Source organism: Chlorogloea sp. CCALA 695 (assembly GCF_003003885.1).
GTDB lineage: Bacteria > Cyanobacteriota > Cyanobacteriia > Cyanobacteriales > Chroococcidiopsidaceae > Aliterella.
In genome coordinates, this window is the sequence record NZ_PVWN01000005.1 from 20613 (window position 1) to 42353 (window position 21741).

A 21741-nucleotide genomic window follows, 5' to 3' on the forward strand; every position below is an offset into this window, starting at 1 on the left:
CTTAGAATTAAGAATCATTATTTATAATAGAGATACTCATTATGGCTGCCACTGTTGAAATCTATACTTGGAGAACTTGCCCCTACTGCATTAGTGCCAAACAGTTGCTTCAAAGTAAAGGTACAGAATTTACGGAGTACAGTATTGATGGCGATGAATCTGCGCGTAGCTTAATGGCTAAACGCGCTAATGGTCGAAGGTCTGTGCCGCAAATATTTATTAACAACAAACACATCGGCGGTTGTGATGATTTGCAGGAATTGGACTATCTAGGTAAGCTTGACGAACTGCTTACGGCTAACAACACCGTGTAAGTCGGTGGTATTTTAGTTTATTGCCCAATTAATTACTAAATAATTGCTGTGTTAAAACTTGCCTTTATTATCGATCCCATTGCTAAACTTGACCCTCTGCACGATACTAGCGTTGCGCTGATGGAAGCTGCTCAATCTCTGGGTCATCAAGTTTGGATAACTCAGGCAAACTTGTTAAGTGTTGTAGATAGCAAGGCTTGGGCGACTTTAGAACACGTACAGTTGCAAAAAGTAGTATTGGTAGAGGGACACTGGGAAGTAAATTTACCTTGGTATCAATTGGGCGATCGCATTTTTGCCGAGCTAGAAACAATGGATGCGATTTTTGTGCGTACCGATCCCCCGGTAGATGCCCTTTATCTCTACGCTACTTACATACTGGACTATGTAGATAAAGCTAAAACCTTAGTAGTTAACGATCCCCAGGGATTACGAGCCGCTAACGAGAAAATGTATGCTTTGCAATTTCTAACTTCGATCCCCGAAACCATTGTTAGCGCTGATAAAGAAATTATTAGAGAGTTTATGCGCTCAAAAGGGGCGGCAATTCTGAAGCCCTTGGGCAATAAAGCTGGTGAAGGCATACTTTATTTAGAGCAGCGCGATCGCAATTTTAATTCTATAGTCGAACTCAGCACTCTCCAAGGCAAAATTCCGGTAATGGTGCAGACGTTTTTACCTGCCGCCAAGCAAGGAGATAAGCGAATTATCTTACTTGACGGTGTACCTATTGGCGCGCTCAATCGACTTTCTAGCGGTAACGAATTTCGTAACAATATGGCTGCCGGAGGTACGGTAGCTAAAACAGAAATTACCCCGCGCGAGCAAGAAATTTGTGCTGAACTTGCGCCCAAATTGCAAGCTGATGGCTTGTATTTTGTAGGCATTGATGTCATTGGCGGCTATTTAACCGAAGTCAATGTTACGAGTCCTACGGGGATTAGAGAAATAGATCGGCTAGACGCTACTCACTTGGGCGAACAAGTAATTAAATGGGTAGAACAACAGAAATTGGGAAAAATAACTTAGATTCTTCCCGCTTTTGTATCGCCTAATTAACGTGACGGTCTTCTTCTTTGCAGAAAATCAGGAATGTCTAAACCTGTTTTTTCTTTAGGCTCGTAATTAGTAGGGCTTGGTGGCGGCGTAGCAGGTTGTGGTGTCTTCCCCGCAGCTTTGGCAATTGGGGGGGGCGCTGCCAGCATTTCCCCGGTAAACCCGGTTGCTATGACTGTAATTCTCACTTCTCCTTGCAAGCGATCGTCAATGACTGCTCCAAAGATAATATTGGCGTTGGGATCGACCACTTCATAAATAATTTCGGCGGCGGCGTTGACTTCGTGCAGCGTCAAATCGCTGCCCCCAGTAATATTAAAAATCACCCCTCTAGCCCCTTCAATGGATGATTCCAATAGCGGTGAAGAAATCGCAGCATTAGCGGCTTCTTGGGCGCGAGACTTGCCCGATCCTACCCCTATTCCCATCAATGCCGAACCCGCATCTGCCATAATTGCCCGGACATCGGCGAAGTCTACGTTTACTAAGCCGGGAATTGTAATAATATCGGAAATTCCCTGCACTCCCTGGCGCAACACATCATCAGCAAACCGAAAAGCCTCCTGTACTGGAGTTTGTTCGGAAATCACCGACAATAATTTGTCGTTGGGGATTGTAATTAACGTATCTACTCGGCTCTCTAACCCTTCAATACCTTGCTCTGCTTGACTTGTACGCCGCCGACCTTCAAATAAAAACGGTCGTGTCACAACTCCCACTGTCAGCGCACCCATTTCTTTAGCTATTTCGGCAACTATTGGAGCCGCCCCTGTACCCGTACCGCCGCCCATTCCAGAGGTGATAAATACCAAATCCGCATTCTCTAAAGCTGCCGCAATTTCATCGCGGGATTCTTCCGCAGCTTTTTGACCGATCGCCGGGTTGCCCCCAGCCCCCAAGCCCCGCGTTAGTTTCTGCCCTATTTGCAAACGTTTAACGGAGGCTGACTGTACCAAAGCTTGAGCATCGGTGTTAATTGACCAAAACTCAATTCCCGATACGTTACTGGCAATCATGCGATTAACGGCATTTCCCCCACCGCCACCCACACCAATTACTTTGATATTGGCTACTCGACCAGGGACAATACTATTACTTGAGTCGTCGGTTGCAGGTCTTCCCTTGTCGTCGTGACCAAAATTAAGTCCTGCACTGTTAAAAGGATTGTTAGCATTTACTGCTAGGGTAAATGCTGACTGTGCTGAGGATTGAGAGTTATTCTGAGCAAACTCTTGTTTGTTGTTGAGTGACATTGCAATTTTTCAACTATCTGTATAAACGACTTTGGGCAATGGGGCTAGAAGTCTACTGCAACCACGGACTTTTACAATTGGTCTGAGTGTTCAGCTTACTTTTAGAACTGAAAAATCTCCTATTCTTATAGGCAGCTTTGAGGACAATCGAGCTTAGTAAAAGTAGGTCCCTCCTGAGCTTAAAGTTTTGTTAGATAACTAACAAGGTGTTTTTGAGCCAAAACGCGATGAAGAGATGCGCGATCGCTTCTGAACTCCTTATAATTTTTGACTTAAGGAGCGAATAAACTCTCGAATTACGTCGGTTTTTGTGCGTTGGGAATTGTGACAATATTGCTCTAAAACTTTCATTTCTGTTTCTGGAAGTCTAATACTGAGATGACTTTCTAACATGGATGCTGCAATATGCTTTACAGTCCCTAGGTTACACTACCTACGCTTATTTGGCTTAACTAAAGTTGGGTAATCGGTAATTGGTAATTGGTAATTGGTAATTGGTAATGAGGAGGAGACAGGATTGCAAAAAGGAAAGATCATCGCGCTTTTAGCAACGCCAAGTTCGATTAGGGGCGGGGATCGGTTTTTTTGGCTAATTTATCTCTCTGCAAACTTTCAGAAGTCATTTGTACGAATGGATCTTTAGGGTTTGTTAGATCGATATAAGCAACATCTTGAGGATTAACTTTTGTAGGTAAGCGACGCATTTCCTCTAAACGCCGGAGTTGATCGCTTAATTTTGAGCTATAAGCACCTAAATGTATGATTCCAAGTTCAGTTTTTAAAATCAAATTATCGGAATTTTGCCAATCAATTTCGCTGACTTTAACTTCAAGGCTGTTTACCGCTTGATAAAGTTGGCTCCAGTACGGTTTATACGCCTCTACTTGTCCCCTAACTTTTAGTTTTGGCATTTTAAACGATGTACTATTGGGCGCAGCGTAACTTTGCTGAGGTATCCATACTCCGTCTGCGGCGATTAATCCTGGGGTAAGATTTTTGGTTAAAGCGACAGCTACAGGGATTCTTTCAGTAACTTGTACTGTTAAACTTGGCGGAAATAGACTCCGCGTTACTTTAGCGTCACTAATGGTTGGTTGTGCTTCTAATTGTTGAGCTAGAGCTTCGGGTTTAATTTCTAATAAGGTTTGCGGATAAGAAATTTTTAATAGCGATTGAATTGCTGGGGTAGTTAGCAATTGATTCTCTATAACATTAATTTGCCCAGATTCTCGGATTACCCAAACAGGTTGAGTTGCTCCCCATACTAATCCTCCCAATAGCCCACTAATAGCCAAAGTTCTCCAAACGGATTTGATCTGTTTTATGCGTCGATTACGGCGCAGCACTGAGCGGCGCTGAGTTAATTCTCCTGGGGAAACAGAGGCTAGATTGTTCATACTAAAATTACACAATAAGTTTATCTACTTAGCGATCGCCTTTTGCCAGCCAAATTAACCCAATTTTCACCCGAAAACCTAAATTATTTGGCTAATTTTTTGAGTATATTACCATAATTGGTTTGAATTGCTAGAAAATAAATTAATCAGACTTACGCATTTTTTTTCCGGTAGGAATAGCCGCAATTAGGCGGCGGGTGTATTCTTGTTGCGGAGAGCGGTAAATACTTTCAGCGTCGGATTGTTCGACAATTTGACCTTGATTCATCACTAAAATGCGATCGCTCATAAACTTAACTACATTTAAGTCGTGAGAAATAAAAATGTAAGTTAGGTTAAATTCTTGTTGCAATTCCTTAAGTAGGTTTAATACTTGGGCTTGCACGGAGACATCTAAAGACGAAACCGATTCATCGCAAATAATAAACTTAGGTCGCAGCGCCAACGCCCTAGCAATACATATTCTTTGCCGTTGACCGCCGGAAAATTCGTGAGGATAGCGATTTATTAAAGTGGGGTCAAGTCCTACGCGCTCTAAAAGTTCCCCGGCAATTTTTCGTCGATTGCGATCGCTTGATCCCCTACCATGAATTACCAACGGCTCAATTATCGCATCGCCAACTTTGAGGCGCGGATCGAGGGAACTAAACGGGTTTTGAAAAATAATCTGCATTTCCTGGCGCAGTTTTTGTAAGGTATGACCGCCAATAGTAGCGACATCTTGCCCATCAAACATTACACTGCCACTAATGGGAGTAATTAATCTAACTAAAGTTCTCCCCAAAGTTGTTTTACCACAGCCAGATTCGCCGACCAAACCTAAAGTTTCTCCGGGGTAGACTTGAAACGAAACCCCTTTAACTGCCATAAAATAACGTTTAGTTTGACCAAAAGCTCCAGCTTGGGGAAAACCTACTTGCAAATTACTAACATCTAGCAAGGGCTTCTGCTTCATGAGGTGAGCTAAACGCTGCTGCAATGCCTCTTTTGTGACTTCGGGCGGTGATGGAGGGCTTTTTTGTTCAATTTCCACATTGCCATTAGCTGCCCTTGTCATGCCCATAAAATCCGCTACTGTCAGCAGGTATTGCGATCGCACTTCCAAATCTGGGCGACAAGCAAGTAAACCTTTAGTGTAGGGGTGTTGAGGGTGAGTAAATACTGATTCTACAAGTCCAGATTCGACAATTTGTCCTTGATACATTACTGCGATGGAGTCGGCAATTTCTGCTACCAATCCCAAGTCGTGAGTAATGAATATCATCGCCATTTGACGGCTTAAACTCAATTCTCTAAGTAAGTCTAGAATTGTAGCTTGTACCGTAACATCTAAAGCCGTTGTAGGTTCGTCAGCAATTAAAATGGCGGGATTACAAGAAATTGCCATAGCGATCGTCACTCTTTGCAATTGACCGCCCGAAAGTTGATGAGGGTAGCGATCGAGCATGGCTCGTTTTTGCTCGGCAACTTCTTGAGCCAACTTACGCTTATCTTGTCCTAAAGCGGCTTTGGTCGAAATTATTTGAGATTCTAAGTCTTCATCAGTAGGTAATAGCTTGACTTCTTGCAACAAACCTAAAGCTATGCGTTGTGCTTCTTTTGAGGATACTTTTTGATGGCGTAGGATCGCTTCAACTAATTGAAAACCACAAGTATAAACTGGATTTAGGGCGCTCATCGGCTCTTGAAACACCATCGCTATTTTGCCGCCTCGGTATTGCAGCATTTGCTTTTGGGATAATTTCAATAAATCTACCTTTGGCGATTGTTTGTCCCCAAACCAAATTTCACCTTTGCTAATTATGCCGGGACTTGGCACTAAACCCATTAATGCTAGGGATGTGACGGATTTACCTGATCCCGATTCGCCTACAATTCCTAAAGTTTGACCTTGCTCTAACTTAAAAGAGACATTTTGCGCCGCCGTGATTACTTTTTCCTCGGTAATAAAGTCAACTTGTAAGTTGCGAACATCTAAGATTTCACTCATAGGAATTGTTGGGCGTACAACGGAAAAATTAACAGGATTTTAACAGTTTCTTTCGTTGCTTTTTGTGCGTTTGACTAAGGTTTTTATTTTTGCTCCGTCAGCTACAGGCATAACTGACGGAGAGTTTTAAAATGGAATGTCGTCGTTGTCTGTACTATAATCTGGTTGCGGTGCTGGGGGCGCAAACTTACTACTACGATCGCTCTCTTCATCGTAAGTATCTTTTGGCGGAGTTGGATTATAGGGCGCTCCCGCAGTTACAGGCGATCGCATTTCTTCCTCATTAGTTGGGTTTAGCGATGTATCTGTACTACTTACTGAGCCAAGATTAACACCTGCGCCCAAAGGATAAATTTTTTGTACGGTTAATTCCGCTCTTTTTTCTTTATAACCTTCGGCTTGAACGCTGTTAATAGTCAAGCGTCCTTCAATAACTACGCGATCGCCTTGATGGTAAGATTTTTGAATTTCTTGAGCCAAATTTCCCCATCCCACTACTTTTAGTCTAGAAAGAGTTGGTTGAGAACCGCGCTCTGAAAATTCTACCAACATTTCGCAAATCGCCATTTGGTCTGAAGTAAAGCGCAACTGTGGTTCTTGAACGATTTGAGCCATTAAAATGCAACTATTCATAGATTTGTTACCTAAGCATTTTTTTCTAAAGCTGAGTAGACCTGTAGGAGAGCGACTTTTGCTCTCCTTTCTTTATCCCATGACAGTTTCTTGAGAATTAATCTCTGTACCCATTTCTTGCTCTTGCTCAACAAATAATTGAACGCGAGAACGGTACTCTCTTAAACTGTTATCTACCCACTCTCTATCATTACTGTTAGCGTACAAATGTACCAGTGGTTCGCTGGCATCTGGCAAAATTAATACCCAATTATCATTTTGAGGATTAATAATTTTGACTCCATCGACTAACTCTAATTCTTGGGCAGGGTGAGTTTCGACCAAATGACGCATTAGCCCACCTTTAACAGTCCAAGGACAGCGCACGGTATAAGTTTTGTGATAAACGCGCGGTAACTCTGTACGTACTGAAGCAAGCGATCGCTCTTGAATAGTTAGCATCTCAATTAGTTTAGCAATCGAGAACATGGCATCAAAACCCGGATGCAGTTGCGGGAAAATAAAGCCAATATCGCCGCTTCCTCCCATTACTACATTGGGATCATTTTGGCATTCTTCCATCAAGGCGGTGGGGTTTGCTTTGGTACGAATTACTTTACCATCGTGGCGACGGGCAATTTGCTCTACGGCGCTAGAAGCATGAATTGGTACTACTACCGTCCCTCTAGGATGGGCTGTTAAGATTGTATTTACCATTAACGCTGTCAGCAATTCGCCGCGAATCGGCATCCCCGATTCATCTACTAAAATTAATTGTTCGCCATTAGCAGATACTTGCACGCCAAAACTAGCTTTTAATACCTCAACCACCTGTCCTAATTGAGTCAGCAATTGCTCTCTTTCCACCGGAGAAACCGCCGAGGGTTTGAGGCTAGCATTTAAAACTACCGCATCGCAGCCAAACTTAGCCAAAAGCTGGGGTAGTATTGCTCCCGAAACTGAGTAACTATAGTCAATAATTACCTTTGAGTTGCTGTGACGAATTGCCTCTACATTCAAATTCTTCTCAAAAGCCGTACAGTAAGTATCGATCATTTGAATTGGATAAGTTACATTACCAATTTCATGAATTTGTACCCGCCGCAAGTCTTCTTTAAAGTAAGACCCCTCAATTTTCTTTTCTTTAGACTTGGAAATATTAATCCCATTGCGATCGATAAATTCAATTAAAATCGAATCTGGGCGATCGGGATGTAAGCGCACATGGATACCGCCAGCTACTGAAAGCTTAGAAACGACCGTCCGCGCCATTGGTAAAGCTGTAGCATCTAAGTTTTGAATATTTATGCCTACAGACATCAATCCCGCAATCAAACTGCGCGTTACCATCCGCGACATACTGCGCTGATCGCGCGATACTGTAACTTGACTACCAGGTTTTAAAGTCGAACCGTAAGCTGCCCCTAGTTTAACGGCAAATTCGGGCGTTATATCAATATTTGCTAATCCCTGCACCCCTCTTTGACCGAATAAATTGCGCTGGGCGGTGTGACCCCAAATTAAATTGATATTCAAAGTCGCTCCCGATTCTATTTGCTTGCTGGGCCAAACACGCACTCCAGGACTAATTAGCGCTTCTTCTCCCACCGTAGATAAAGAGCCAACTACAGCCCCCTCTAGCACCTGGGCGCGGCGGTCTACGCGCGTACCGCGAGAAATGACGCAAGCTCTTAAATTAGCTTCTTCGCCGATAATTGCCCCATTCCAAATAATCGGACGCTTGATATTTGCATCATTACTAATGGTTACATTGTCGCCGATTACGGTTCCCGCATCGATTTGGACTCTAGCGCCGATACGGCAATTATCACCAATTAAACAGGGGGTAGAAATTTTGGCGCTGGGATCGATAAAAGTATTTTGCCCAATCCATAAATTAGGCGATTGTTCCTCGTAAGCATAATCAAGCTTGACTTTGCGTTGCAAGCCATCGTACTGACTTTCTCTGTAAGCTTCTAAGTGTCCAACATCGCACCAATAGCCTTGAGCAATGTAACCGTACATTGGCTGATCGCTTTCTAAAAGTAGGGGAAATAAATCTTTAGAAAAATCACACTCTTGGTTTGCTGGCAAGTAATCTAATACTGATGGTTCTAATATGTAAGTGCCAGTATTAACGGTGTCAGAAAAAATTTCGCTGGTAGAAGGTTTTTCTAAAAAGCGGCGAATCCGATAGTCTTCATCGGTAATTACTACCCCAAACTCAATGGGGTTAGGTACGCGAGTTAATATTAAAGTTGCTTTTGATTTTTTGCGTTGATGAAATTCAATGGCGGCGGTTAGATCAAAATCGGTAATACTATCGCCGCTAATTACTAAAAAAGTTTTATCTAAAAAGTCAGCAATGTTTTTTACGCAACCCGCCGTCCCCAACGGCTGATCTTCTTCTACGGCGTAGGTCATTTGTACGCCAAAATCACTACCATCGCCGAAGTAATCTCGAAACACATCAGGTAAATAATACAAAGTAGCAATTACTTCGGTAATTTGATGTCTTTTGAGAAGATTGATAATATGTTCGGCAATTGGGCGATTTAAAATTGGCACCATCGGTTTAGGACAATCACAAGTTAACGGTCGAAGCCGCGTCCCCGATCCTCCAGCCATCAATACTGCGCGCATAATTTCTCCTTGAAGTGTTGGCAATTCGTCTCTAGGCTTAAAGCTGACGATCGCCCTTTAACTAATCTTTAACTATTTTCTTATTTTTCTTCATTTCTAAGATACTCCCGCAAGACACATCCCGGGGAGGAAACTAAGATCAATTTTGGAAACGCTCATTTACACTGGTAATACCAGCGATTACTTGTCTTTGCTATAGACTCCGTGATCGCCGACGGTTTACTAGGGAATAACACAGTCCCAAAATGTATAATTATTTAATTGGCAGGTTCAATTTCTATTTTGTCATTATCTTAAGAGGTTGAATAAAATGAACTTAGTTATCTTTGGTTTGGTATTGGTTTATGGTGGCGGCGTGTGGAAGTTTTGGAACGGTTTTAGGCGCACAAATTTCAACGTTGCTTTCACCAATAAATTGCGTTTGGCTCTACTATGGCCTTTTTTGTTAGCGTACAGCAAATCCTATCGCCAGAATTTTAGAAAGGCTCTCAAAGGCTAAAGTTCATTGTCAAACGTTAACTCTACCCGCCGCCTCTGGCTAATTGGCGGTACTACTGAAAGTGCTGTCATAGCTTCAGCAATTTCTTGTAATATTTCTTGTCTAGTCTCTGTAACTACGGTTTCCGCACGAAGTCTTTATCCTTTTACTCCTAATCTCCAAGTCTGGATAGGGACTTTAAAACCCCAAGAGTTAGAGGAGTTTCTACTACTGCAAAACATTACGGCGGTTTTAGATGCGTCTCACCCTTACGCAGTAGAAATTTCCTTAAATGCAATTTCTGCTACCCAAAAGCTGAAAATTCCCTATCTGCGTTACGAAAGACCAGCGATTGATGATTCTTCGGTAATTAATGTTGCTAGTTTTGATACGCTGCTTTCGAGCGATTATTTGCGCTCTAATCGAGTGCTGTTAACTATTGGCTATCGAGCATTACCCTTATTTCAACCTTGGCAAGCCAAAGCTACTTTGTTTGCGCGAATTTTACCTAGTGCGAAGTCTCTAGACACTGCTTTAAATTCAGGCTTTACAGCAGATCGCTTAATCTGTATGCGTCCCCCTATTTCTGTAGCTTTAGAGCGCAGTCTTTGGCAACAATGGGGGATTTCTTTAGTTGTTTCTAAAGCCTCTGGTACGGCAGGTGGTGAAGATGTTAAGCGCCTTGTTGCTCAACAATTAAATATTCCTTTGATTTTGGTAGATAGACCCATGGTTAACTATCCTCAGCAAACTAACGATGTGACCGTTGCCTTAGAATTTATCAAGCTTAATTGTTAACTTTTATTCAAAAAAACCTGTTTATTTTTACAATTTTTAACTTTATCTTGACTCTTTTTCATATATTATTAAATAATAGGAATCTGTAAACTTTTTAAGTTTGAGTTTAGCTCCCAATTGTAAGACAAATTTTATCAAAAAGTCAAGCAAATAGTAAGGTTCTACTAACAAAGATTTCTTAATTTTTCTTAATAAAAATAGGCTCTAATTTTGGGTATTTAAAAAACTAAAAACATGGCTGGGAGCGATCGCAAATTCGATTTAGTTTTCAAGATTAAAATTCATTAATTAGCGAAACTTTCTTTCAGATTCTTGAATTGAGACATCGTTAATACTTGCTTGTCGCCTTTGCATCAAACCATTGGGCGCAAACTCCCATTGTTCGTTGCCATAGGAGCGATACCAGTTATCCGCCGTATCATGCCATTCATACTCAAAACAGACAGAAATCCGATTATCTGTAAAACTCCAAAGTTCTTTTTTGAGTCGGTAGTCTAACTCTTTCTCCCACTTGCGTTGTAGAAAAGCTGCGATCGCCTCTCGTCCGCTAAAAAACTCATCTCGATTGCGCCATTGGGAATCTTCTGTATACGCCAACGCTACCTTGTGCGCCTCGCGGGTGTTCCAGGCATCTTCCGCCGCTTGTACTTTGGCTATTGCTGTTTCTAAAGTAAAGGGTGGTAAAGGCGGTTTGGTTTCCATGATTTAGGCTTCAGGATTGATTACGGGGTACAAGTCTAGAGTGTTGGCAACGGTTATAAATTGCTCAAAAGGTTTCATTACTGTTTGCTCATGGTATTTACTTGCAATTGCAGCAATTCTGGGCGAGAGTAATGACTTACACTATTGATCATTCGTTTGGTAATTAGCGAAAAATAAAAATTTTGGGCTAACGGATTTTGGGACGATGGTAGCTACCGAAGGCGATCGCAATCACTTCTGCTATATATGCGCCAATGGTAGTAGTTATAGCAAATCTACCCTGAGAACTGCGATCGCTCAACACTTTTACACCTTCAGTAATTGGCGGCGCAAGTGAGGGTTTTGTCGCTGTCGATACTAAGGAGCTAAGTTTAGTTATAAGCATAGGTAGAGATGCGAAGCCCTGCAGGCGCGCTAGCGCTATCGCGTTTGTCGCAGATGCAACCTAATACCAATTCTTTATAAAGCTGCACTAAACAAAGCTTCAAGAATAAAGTTATAAGAAGTAAGAGAAGCAATTGTTTCTGGTGTAATGGTCTCCAACACCGCCGATAACCTCTGTCGTAATTGGGTAAGACTAGAGCAATTTTCCCACTCAAGTTTGCTTTTAAGAAACTCCCAAAACCGCGATTGGGGGATTGAGTTTAGGACAGTGAGAGGGTTGAAAAATTGGGATAATATTTTCTAGGATAATCAACAGTGAAGGAACGGTGAAACGACCCTCTATCCATTTGTAGGACTACAACGTCATCCCCAATTTCCACCGCCAAGAGGTCTAAAAACCTTTGAAAACATTCACCATCAAGATGTGAGAACTCGTAAAAAAAACTGTAGCCACTCTCTGGTTCCACTACTCCATACAGATAAAAGTTATCCCGCCAGCATTGATTTAGTCCCAGAGGTTTAACTCCCTTAGCCGTAATTAAACGTCCAGAGATTGTTTTGAGTCCCAACCGCGTCTCGTCTTGGCACAAATACCTTAATCGTTTTGTACCACCAAATTCCTCCTGTAAAAACTTAACAGCTAAAGGAATTTTTTTTGGAAGTGAGGGATGCTCTCTGGCGGTTGTTTTAGACTTTGAGGGCGAGGTACTTTCAGTTTGGCTCCTAGTTCGTAACGAACAAGTTGATAGACCGTTTTATAGGCAATGGTCAGTCCTAACTCGGTTTGAATCCATTGTTGGATTTGACCATAGCTCCTAAATCCAGGAGCTTCAAGTAACTTTTGTTTGAGACGTTCCAACGCTAGTCCACGTACAATTCCAGCTTTCCCCGGTGCTGATTTGACTTCCAGCAAACTTTTTAGCCCAAGCTCTTGATACTTTTTCAGCCATCGACTAATCGTCGCTTGATTTCGCCCCAGTAATGAAGCTAATTGTTGTCTGCTGCTTACTTGTCCGCTTTTGAGCCAGTAGAGCATTTGTAATCTTTCTTTGCTGCTTGCTGTCCTCGCCTGTTTGATTGCTTTCTCTAACCTTTCTTGGCTTTCAGCTATCTCTACTTGGAACGGACGACCCATTACTTTTACCTTCTCCTCACCTCTCTACTAATTTATCGCTTCTTCATCCAGAATTGGTATAACTAAATCAATAAGTAAAAGTGCGAAGCCCTGCAGGCGCGCTTGTTGTGTTTTATATCAGCTATTTAACTATTTGAGGAGTATCAAAAAGAAATATTCAGGGCAATTCCAATTAAAACCAGTAATTGTAATAGTTAATTAAACTAGAGAAATCCCGCTAACATTAGTACGAAACTTCACCATCTCCTCACTAGCGTTAAAGTGTAGGGCAATTTGAGCAATAGTCATTTTTTTTTGAACTGCCCACAATAAGCCACGTCTAGGAATTTGCAGACATCCCCCTAAATATACTGCTTCGTCTTCGTCTTGTTGTCGCCGTTGGGGAAGATTAGTTTTAGGATCGTAGCCAACCATTTTATGTTTTAGAATGATATGAGCTAATTCGTGCATTAAATTAGATTCTTGTCTGGTAGGTGCATGACGAGAATTATGAACGATCCAAAGTGGATTTTTACGGATAATTACTGCTGACCAATTGTCACTATTGCATAAAGATTTTACTTGTTCTAGTTCGGCATTAGGGACTGTTTCAGCAGTAGAAATTGTTGCTTGAAAGTATTGTGCCAAAACACTTGCGGGCAATCGCTCAAAAGCTTTGTAACTTAGTTGATTGCGTTGGGTGGTGGCGACTTCTTCCAATCTCTGTCTATTCTCAGTCGATAGGCTAGTTATCAATCCCACTTGTAACTATTCCTCCTTATTTTTCTGTTGAGATAAGTCTTTATATGCTGCTTTAACTAAAGATGCTAAAGCATTGGCGATCGCAGGATCGAGATTTTTATCAGCCCGTAATTGAATAGAAATCGCTTCAGGAGTATCTAAATGTTCGTCCTCCGTATTTTTGATTAACTCAGATAACGGTACTTCTAGCCAGTCACATAAAGCTAAAAAAGTATCCATATCTGGGATTTTGCCATTTTCTACCCGCGAAATAGTAGAAGGGCTAACATTACCAATTATGAGCGCTGTTTCCCGTAATCCACAAGAACCACGTTTGCTACGGACTAAGCTGGCTAATCTTTCAATATCTAAATAACTTCCCATAATACTATGTTGTTTAACAGAAAAGTCTTCGTTGCTCTATTGACACAAAAAGAGAGACTGGTGTATGTTTGATGAAACGATTGTATCGCTTGTAAGAGAATTAGAGAAAATAACTTAACTATAAATCAAGCAGATAGTTTTATGTCTAGTAGTAAATTTGATTGTCTACTCATTGGATTAAAAGAATACTTAGGTCAAGCAAATAAATATCCCTATCCAGATTTGTTACATCACGGAATGAATTTTTTATCATTGGAGATGCAAAAAAGTATTCCTTTCCCAAAAACGATGAATGGTTTTTTGCTGTTATTGAAAGAACCAGTAAAAGATTGATGTCCGAGTAGCTTTATTCCGCAAGAATTTGATTGCGATTTTGGTTTACTGGATGAAGATAGTTTAAGCGAGGAAGCAAATGATTATCTAGAGGAACTTTCATTAAAAAAAGGCGTAATTCAAGAAATTGATAATCAAAAATTTACTATAATTTTAGACAAACTGCGAGATGCTTACAATAATGATAATTCTGAACAAGCGCAGCAGGAATATTCAATATTTCGTCCGTTTTTAATTCGCTATCAATTTACTACCCCCGGCAAGATTCGTAAGGCTTTTAGGCGTACCAAATATCTTGTTGATGAAATCTCACAAATTGGAGAGTTATATGAAGAATGTCAGGAAAATCAAATTTATTGGTGTTGCGATCGCTGTGGTGTTTTAACGGAAAAATACGGGCGATTAAAAGGAATCAAACCTAGGTTGTGCGGAAATCATCACAAAAACCAGTCTTATGTCAATCAAATTAAGTGGGAAACAGGCTTACTTCGGATTAAAGATGGTATTCATCAACGAGTTTGTTTTCCTGGCATTCCCGAACTTAATTTGCATTCAGCTTTAGAAGAATTAAAAGAAGAACATTCAGATTATTTACAACAAGTCAAGTTATATCCTGGCTTGGATCGTTACGATTTACAGTTGCGCTTCAGTGATGATGCAGTATGGGCGATTGATATTAAGGATGTGCGCGATCCTTATAAACTAGCTAAAAATCTTCAATCTTTATATAGCGAGGGAAGTTTACGTTACGACGAAAGCTTTTATGTAATTAGCGATCGCTGTATTCAAAATCATCCAGATTATTTAGAAATTGCCCGCAAAGCAGCGAAAAACTTGCCCTATGAGACTCATTTGATTAGCGACAAGGTTTTTAGAACCAAAGTAAATAACAAAATTACCGGGTTACAAAAAGGAGGAACAGTTTAAATGTCTAACAATAACTTATTTGAACCTCCTGATTATTTTACAGATCGGATTGCAGCTTTAAAAGAACAGAATGTAAAAGAACCGGGATTACTATTACAAGTCGAACTTGGTTTTGCCTTGATGGAACAATTAGGACTTGATGACGAACCATTTACCGCAGTCTGGGCAATTTTAAGCGGGATGTTTATCAGACATCATAAGTTACAGAATTTAAGCGTAGAAGATAAAAGAGCGATCGCAAATGTTAGACAAATTGTACCTTTTTCGGCTCGTTTCAACTGGCTTAACGCCTTACGAGATTATATTAGAAATATTCCTGAAGATTGGCGCAACTATAATTTCGACCTTTAAGACTTAGATAATCAGATTATTAACGCTGCCAAAAATCTACAACAACAAGCTAATCAAGATATTTATGAAAGATGTTTGAGTGCTACATTAAAGTATCGCCGACGAAAGCGTGAAACAGTAGAAGCAGAAACTTATTATCAATTTGAATCAGAGACAAAAGAAGAAAAGGTAAGGCTACAGGTTAAGTTTACTCAAGAGCAAATTGGAACTATTTATCCTTTACGCTGGTTTGATGGAGTAAAAGAGCGATCGCCTGTTGCTGTTAATCTCACTAACTTAGAAGTAGAAGCTGCTTTTTTAGACGATAGAGAAGAAGTATTAGCACAACAATATTCTTGGTCTGACACAGCAAAAGGCAATTGGGTAAGGCGTTTTAGCAAACTCAACTATCACAAAGTTTTGCCAGGAAACATTGTTGAACAACAAACTGCACAGACTTTGAACATAGACGGCTTTACTCATGTTGCAGGGATGGTAGCATCAGGAAAATCTACTTTATCTTTACTGTTAGCTAGTAGTGTAATTAGAAATCATCCCAATCTGCGTATAACTATAGTTGTCGGTGATACCCAATCAGCTATTAAAATAGCGAATCAAGTTAATTGGTGGTTTTGTGACGATTCAGAAACAGACGATCCTGTAGCTGTACCAATTTTAGGCTCTACCCAGCGAGATAAACATTTAAAAGGCTTTTCTAACTCTAACGATTATCTGGCACATCTTGAAAGAGGACAACCACACTGGGGGGAACGCTGGTTAAGTATTGTCTGTCCTTTACAAGCAAGAATTTCTCAAAGCGATCGCATCAATATTTTAAACCGTTTACCATTTAAACCAGGAACAAAACCTTGTCACAGTCTCAGAGAAGCACCGAAGAATAAAACAAAAGAAGCTGGCAAATCTTATTTTTGTCCTTTATTCGATCGCTGTCCATCACAACAAGCGTATCGAGATATGCCAAAAGCGCAAGTTTGGATTACTACCCCTGGTGCAATGGCACTAGCAGGTATGCCTTATCACTACGAATTACGTCCAATCAAAATTGGTGAATTAGTTTACGAACAGTCGGATATTGTGGTGTTTGATGAGGTGGATACTATTATCGAGTGGTTTGATAAAGCTTATGCGCAACAAGTAACTCTGACTGATAAGAGTAGAAGCGGTGTTTTTGACGATATTGGGGTTAAAACAGAGCAATCTAATCGAGTTGATTTACTGCGATCGCCTTTGAAAGCGAGATGGAGTGCTGTACAAAGAAATGCTCAAACAGCAATCAATGCTACTCTAACGCTTTTAAGCAATGAATCAGGACGAGAAATTTTGCAAGCATGGGTACAACAGGGTTATTTTACGCCTCATGTTCTTTTTTACAAGTTAGCGCGTCGTTTTGCGGGGTTAAAAGAGTTTGATTCTTATCCGCGATCAGAACAGCCACTAAAAATCGACGAGCAAAATATACTAGCAATAATGGATTATTTTGATGATTTTCTCAAAGACGATCCCCTATTAAGGCGTAATGGTTCAAATTCCGCTACAACTAGCTTGTTAGAAATTGTGCAGCGCATCGATAATACGGGTGAAAGTGCAACTGATGAAGACATTTATGATGATTGTCTCAACTGGATTACTACTTTTTTCCCTGATACACAAAGCAACCTAAACCGATTAAGAACAGAGTTAGATAAGCTCAGAAATCAACCAAATTCTCAGGTTTTATACCCATATCTAACCAAAAATGAAGATATTGATACTCTTGAAACTTTAGCTCATCGTTTGCAGTTCGCCCTCACCGTTACTCTGTTAGATCGCCATACCAAAATAGTATTTTACGAATGGCAAAATCGACCTGATAATATTCGCGAAGCCTCTCCTCATCAGCGAATGCCAAGCGCAATGATGAATATTCTGCCATTACCAGTAACAGGGAGACAGTTCGGTACTTACTATTCTCGCAAAGATAGTAATACTCTCAGCTTATTTGCTTATACCAATATTGGGCGGGCCTACGTGCTTAATTATCATCGCTTGTTAACCGATTTTGATGGGCGACGAGGCGGAAATGTTTTAGCACTTTCAGGAACATCCTATTTACCCGACTCAACCACCTTTCATGTGGGCGATCCTCAAGGGATATTAATGCCTGAAGCAAGCGCACAAGAGGCAATTAAGCAAAGTGAGTTTAAGTTTATCCCTCAGTTTGACGATACCAATAAACCAATGCGGATTTCAGGTAATTTGAGTAATAAAAAGCAAGCCAATTCTAAATTTTACCAAATTGCTCAATCCCTAGTCACAGCTAACGGTAGCAATCATTTGATAGAAGAATTGCAAAAACTCAAAGAATTAGGCGAAAATGAACCTGAACTATGGGCAAATCGCGATCGCGTTTTATTACTTACTAATTCTTACGAGCAGGCTAAATGGGTAGCTGATGAGATGCGTAATTATTGTCCCAGTATGCGTCAGCAAATTTATCATCTAGTCAATAACGAATCAGAACCGACAAAAGACGGTAAATCTCAACTAGGAGAGCTAAAAAGAGCAGATATTGAAATATTTGGATACGAGAAAGGCAAGATACTGGTTGCGCCTACAAGTTTGATTGGGCGAGGGTTTAATATTTTAAACAGTAGTGGAAAGGCAGCTTTTGGTGCAGTTTACTTTCTAACTCGCCCTTATCCCCATCCTAATGATACGCAAGCGATCGCTCAAGAAATGAATCGGCGCGCTTATAATTGGCTGGAAAAAGAAGATTTTATTGCTTGGCAACAAGGAGATGGCATTGCCCATCGTGCAGAATTATTGAGGAAAATAGCAAACAATTATTGGCGATCGGTAGAACAACGTTCTTATTATAAAACTTTGCGGGTTAGTAAGGATTTATGCTCTTTCCCTCGTTATGATTTAGCAGCAACTACATTAGGCAGAATTATTCAAGCAGTAGGGCGTTTAGTTCGTGGTGGTGTTCCTTTTCATGGCTATTTTGTTGATTCTGCCTGGGCGGATAACAGTGCTAAAAAGCTTGCTGCTATTAGAGTAGGAGACGATCCTGATTCTATTGATAATGACACAGAAGAAAATAGCTTGTTAGTAGCAACAATTCTCAGAGTTTGTGAATATGCAGACGAAGATAACTCTGTTGGGAATGCTTTATATAAGCCTTTGGCTAATGCTTTAGAAAATAATATTAAAGACGTTTTCTTTTAAGAGCATTTGAAAAGCGGGCAATACCTACCTTGCTGTTGAATAACGTTAAGTAAAAAAATGTAAATACAAACTATGCCTAGCAAAAACAATTTAGCTTTACCTGCTCGTATGGATTTAGCCAACAATTCCCTATCTGCAATGACAATTGCTGTATTAATGTTTCCTTTTGCCAAAGAAGTCAAAGACTTTTGCCAAAATATCGAAAAAGTATTACGCAATAGAAAGAGAATTGATACGCCGTATCGTCAATTAAATAATGGTTTGCTTGCTTGCACTTATACTCTGACTTATGGTTTTGAATATTTTGAAACTATAAATGACATCTCTCAATATAGAGCTTTAGCTGTTGGCAAATTAAATAAAAAATTAAATATACCAACACCAGAACAAATATACGAACTAATTTTTATTTGGGCGCAAACTTGGACAAAACAATATTTCGGTAATAAAGGTAAACAAGATGAAATTAAAACTGTATGCGATCGCTTTCTGGATACAATTGCAGATATTCCTCCGAACTGGGATTGGAAGTATCTTCAACCAGAAACTTTAATTAAAGATATAAACTCACAAAAGAGTTTGGGTTATCAAGCCATACCAAGTTTATTAGCAATTTTACTACACGAGCAAATTTGTATTGTTTCTTCTGGAGATAGAGAACAAAAAATTAAATGGCGCAAAGTACAAGGAGGCGGCTCGACAAGAACAGGATTACATTTAGTTAGTCAACCTTTTACAGCAAATTATATTGACGATGACAAGGAAAGAGAAGGTTACTTTGCTTATCGTTTAGATTTTCATTTGCAGACTCAAGCAGGAAGATTTAATTCAGAAAATCATCTAAAACCTTGGATATTTATACACCTTAGTTGTCCAAAATACGCTCATGAACCTTTAGTAAATGCTAATTATGGACGAGATATTTCAATCTTAATAGGTATGAATCAAGCTCGGTTGGATAATTTTAATTATCCTATCAACTCAACCTTAGTCCAATTGACTATCAAAAATAACGGTAAAAAATATTGGCAAGAACAATTACCGGATTTACTAACTGCATTTAAAGCGCGATCGCTTGTTAATCCTCAAGAGATTTTGAATAATCCAAGTGAATATGGCAATTTAGATAATGTCGATGATTGGGATAAAGATGAATATTATATTAGTCATTCTGAAGGTTATAAATACAAACAAGAAGGTCAAAAAGGAAGAGGACACGGACATTATATTAAAACAGGTTTTAGTTTAAAAGAACGTGCTGATATTACTAATCAAGTATTGCAATTGCTCAATGGTGTATTAATTCCAGATAAACCGATGGAATGCGACATTGACGCACCTATTGGTAAAAAAAAGCCTTTAGCAATGAGAGATTACGAATGGCATCGTAAATCTTTAAATTCATCTTTACCCAAAAAGCTTACTGAAGCAGGAAAACAACAATTCCGAAAAGAGAAGCAAATTATAATTGCAGATGCTATTAAACGAGCATTAAATAATAAACAGATATATTTATTTATTATTTACTACGAAGAACACACTAAAATTTTAGCTCTTCAACAATTACGCCAAGCTTTCTTATTACAAGACGGTGATAATTTTCCAGAACATATCAATGTTATAGATGTTTTTATTAACGACCCTGAACTTTTACAAAAATTGCCTGTATCTGGATTGCCCTCAGTTAATGATAATTTTAAAGAGGAAATTAGAAAGCAACATCAATTTAAACGTCAAGCTTGGCAAAAGTTTATTAAACAAAATGTCATTACTTTAGTAAAAGATAAAACTAACTGCGATCTTTTTGCCATTATTGAAATCGGTACGAGTAAAGAAAAAGGAATACATCCTGAACAAAGTATTCGTGGTGCAGTCAGAGAAGCTTGTGTATTAGAAAATATTAATTCTCAAATGCTGCAAACAGTTAAACCAAAGGTCAAAAAAAATCCAGAAGACGATACAACTTATAGCGATGCGGACGAAGGAAGAGTACTAAATGCAGTGTTAGATGTAACTTTGCGTCAAACAGGAACATTATACGGCTTACCATTAGAATTTTATAAAGTTGCACAAATACCAGAGAATATTACTCAAAAACTAGATGTAATTGCCTTCTGTCGGATTCAAAAAAACAACTTTATTGGTAAATCTCCGTTTCAATATGCAGTTGCAGTTCGTCTTAATGCTACAGGTACAGTAGATGTTTTGCTTCCTCATCAACAGCAATGGATTCCTTACTCACAAGCAGGAATAGCTATAGGTCAATTATTTCATCAGGTACGAAAAGCAAGAAATGTAACAGGAAACGAGCGAAAAATTCTGGATCGAGTTCAAATGAAAGGTGGACAATTAGTGAAATTTGTAGCTGATGTTTTGAGTCAACATATTGAAAATCCCAGTATTGTTCTAATCGAAGCTGATGTTTGGCGCAATGAAAAAAGTAAAGAAGGAAGTAATAATCAAGCTTGGTTTCAATTGAAAAATGAATATTTGTTAGGACAACAAGATATTTTAAACTTCGATGGTGTGTCTGATCATAATTGTCAATATCAAAGAGATGACAAAAATTTTGAAAACTTACTTGGTATAATTCGTCTTCGTAGTGGGAATGAAACCCCACAATATGTAACTAATAGAGCAAGTTGGAACGAAGATTCTACTGCAAGAGATTTTACAAAATTAAGTGGCTTTATAGATCGAACTGTTCCAGAATTACTGCACTATTTTTCTGTAGGAAGAATCCCAGATACACAAAAAAAGACACAAGATACTCGTGATGCTAGAGAATTGTATAAGAGCGATCGCACTGAGAAAGTATACGCTGCTAATATTGCCTACAAACATCAACAAATGGTTGAAATGTTACCGTTTTTTGTTCGTCCCGATTTTCAATCAGAAGACAATCTTAAAGCACTTTGTCGAGTACCACATTTTCTAAGAACTTCCTCGGCATTTACGAGAGGAAATATTATTCATCCCTACCCAATGCACTTAGGAATAACATTAATTAAAGATTTGCTCTGCATCTTAGATTTAGACTAAACAATGTCAGTCACT

Annotated in this window: 21 protein-coding genes; 9 read left to right on the forward strand and 12 right to left on the reverse strand. The window is 39.7% G+C overall.

Annotated features, from left to right (window positions below):
* Window positions 1–41: 41 nt before the first annotated feature.
* Together grxC and gshB are read left to right on the forward strand one after the other, a co-directional pair.
* Complete coding sequence (grxC, locus tag C7B70_RS04180; protein WP_106367820.1) at window positions 42–314, forward strand: glutaredoxin 3; 273 nt, start codon at window positions 42–44, stop codon at window positions 312–314.
* A gap of 48 nt (window positions 315–362) precedes the next feature.
* Window positions 363–1343 (forward strand): glutathione synthase, encoded by a 981-nt coding sequence (gene gshB / locus C7B70_RS04185; RefSeq protein WP_199192041.1) that lies wholly within the window; start codon window positions 363–365, stop codon window positions 1341–1343.
* Between the two features lie 26 nt (window positions 1344–1369).
* On the opposite strand, the gene ftsZ is transcribed toward gshB, so the two are convergent.
* The 6 genes from ftsZ to C7B70_RS04215 all read right to left on the reverse strand — a co-directional run bounded on the left by ftsZ (window position 1370) and on the right by C7B70_RS04215 (window position 9265).
* The gene (gene ftsZ, locus C7B70_RS04190) at window positions 1370–2623 is read right to left on the reverse strand and encodes a cell division protein FtsZ (protein WP_106367822.1); all 1254 of its coding nucleotides are present in this window, start codon (window positions 2621–2623) and stop codon (window positions 1370–1372) included.
* Window positions 2624–2881: 258 nt separating this feature from the next.
* Window positions 2882–3016, reverse strand: coding sequence for a CopG family transcriptional regulator (locus tag C7B70_RS04195; protein WP_106367823.1), 135 nt, complete (start codon window positions 3014–3016; stop codon window positions 2882–2884).
* A 170-nt stretch (window positions 3017–3186) separates the two neighbouring features.
* Window positions 3187–4020: a cell division protein FtsQ/DivIB gene (locus C7B70_RS04200; protein ID WP_106367824.1), complete on the reverse strand. Its 834-nt coding sequence runs from the start codon at window positions 4018–4020 to the stop codon at window positions 3187–3189.
* Between the two features lie 142 nt (window positions 4021–4162).
* The gene (locus C7B70_RS04205) at window positions 4163–6010 is read right to left on the reverse strand and encodes an ABC transporter ATP-binding protein (protein WP_106367825.1); all 1848 of its coding nucleotides are present in this window, start codon (window positions 6008–6010) and stop codon (window positions 4163–4165) included.
* Between the two features lie 126 nt (window positions 6011–6136).
* Window positions 6137–6643, reverse strand: a complete 507-nt coding sequence (locus C7B70_RS04210) for a single-stranded DNA-binding protein (RefSeq protein ID WP_106367826.1) — start codon at window positions 6641–6643, stop codon at window positions 6137–6139.
* Window positions 6644–6715: 72 nt separating this feature from the next.
* The gene (locus C7B70_RS04215; RefSeq protein WP_106367827.1) at window positions 6716–9265 is read right to left on the reverse strand and encodes a mannose-1-phosphate guanyltransferase; all 2550 of its coding nucleotides are present in this window, start codon (window positions 9263–9265) and stop codon (window positions 6716–6718) included.
* Between the two features lie 310 nt (window positions 9266–9575).
* Between C7B70_RS04215 and C7B70_RS04220 the strand changes: the two genes are divergently transcribed.
* Both C7B70_RS04220 and C7B70_RS04225 read left to right on the forward strand, forming a co-directional pair.
* Window positions 9576–9764, forward strand: a complete 189-nt coding sequence (locus C7B70_RS04220) for a hypothetical protein (RefSeq protein WP_106367828.1) — start codon at window positions 9576–9578, stop codon at window positions 9762–9764.
* 6 nt (window positions 9765–9770) lie between these two features.
* Window positions 9771–10541, forward strand: a complete 771-nt coding sequence (locus tag C7B70_RS04225; RefSeq protein ID WP_106367829.1) for a cobalt-precorrin-6A reductase — start codon at window positions 9771–9773, stop codon at window positions 10539–10541.
* 288 nt (window positions 10542–10829) lie between these two features.
* Here the strand turns inward: C7B70_RS04225 and C7B70_RS04230 are convergent, their stop codons facing one another.
* The 6 genes from C7B70_RS04230 to C7B70_RS04250 form a co-directional block, all read right to left on the reverse strand.
* On the reverse strand, window positions 10830–11243 hold the full coding sequence (locus tag C7B70_RS04230) for a nuclear transport factor 2 family protein (protein WP_106367830.1): 414 nt from the start codon (window positions 11241–11243) through the stop codon (window positions 10830–10832).
* Between the two features lie 187 nt (window positions 11244–11430).
* On the reverse strand, window positions 11431–11628 hold the full coding sequence (locus C7B70_RS04235; RefSeq protein ID WP_106367831.1) for a hypothetical protein: 198 nt from the start codon (window positions 11626–11628) through the stop codon (window positions 11431–11433).
* A 259-nt stretch (window positions 11629–11887) separates the two neighbouring features.
* The gene (locus C7B70_RS26795; RefSeq protein WP_199192042.1) at window positions 11888–12217 is read right to left on the reverse strand and encodes a transposase; all 330 of its coding nucleotides are present in this window, start codon (window positions 12215–12217) and stop codon (window positions 11888–11890) included.
* A 50-nt stretch (window positions 12218–12267) separates the two neighbouring features.
* On the reverse strand, window positions 12268–12762 hold the full coding sequence (locus tag C7B70_RS26800) for a helix-turn-helix domain-containing protein (protein WP_199192043.1): 495 nt from the start codon (window positions 12760–12762) through the stop codon (window positions 12268–12270).
* 198 nt (window positions 12763–12960) lie between these two features.
* Complete coding sequence (locus C7B70_RS04245; protein ID WP_106367832.1) at window positions 12961–13503, reverse strand: ImmA/IrrE family metallo-endopeptidase; 543 nt, start codon at window positions 13501–13503, stop codon at window positions 12961–12963.
* A 6-nt stretch (window positions 13504–13509) separates the two neighbouring features.
* Window positions 13510–13866 (reverse strand): helix-turn-helix domain-containing protein, encoded by a 357-nt coding sequence (locus C7B70_RS04250; RefSeq protein ID WP_106367833.1) that lies wholly within the window; start codon window positions 13864–13866, stop codon window positions 13510–13512.
* A 141-nt stretch (window positions 13867–14007) separates the two neighbouring features.
* Between C7B70_RS04250 and C7B70_RS26805 the strand changes: the two genes are divergently transcribed.
* The 5 genes from C7B70_RS26805 to C7B70_RS26265 all read left to right on the forward strand — a co-directional run bounded on the left by C7B70_RS26805 (window position 14008) and on the right by C7B70_RS26265 (window position 21726).
* On the forward strand, window positions 14008–14199 hold the full coding sequence (locus C7B70_RS26805) for a hypothetical protein (protein ID WP_199192044.1): 192 nt from the start codon (window positions 14008–14010) through the stop codon (window positions 14197–14199).
* 423 nt (window positions 14200–14622) lie between these two features.
* Window positions 14623–15126, forward strand: a complete 504-nt coding sequence (locus C7B70_RS26810) for a hypothetical protein (RefSeq protein ID WP_199192045.1) — start codon at window positions 14623–14625, stop codon at window positions 15124–15126.
* Window positions 15127–15477: a hypothetical protein gene (locus C7B70_RS26815; protein ID WP_199192046.1), complete on the forward strand. Its 351-nt coding sequence runs from the start codon at window positions 15127–15129 to the stop codon at window positions 15475–15477.
* 75 nt (window positions 15478–15552) lie between these two features.
* Window positions 15553–18684, forward strand: coding sequence for a hypothetical protein (locus C7B70_RS04260; RefSeq protein ID WP_199192047.1), 3132 nt, complete (start codon window positions 15553–15555; stop codon window positions 18682–18684).
* Window positions 18685–18756: 72 nt separating this feature from the next.
* On the forward strand, window positions 18757–21726 hold the full coding sequence (locus C7B70_RS26265; protein ID WP_158260470.1) for an RNaseH domain-containing protein: 2970 nt from the start codon (window positions 18757–18759) through the stop codon (window positions 21724–21726).
* Window positions 21727–21741: the final 15 nt, after the last annotated feature.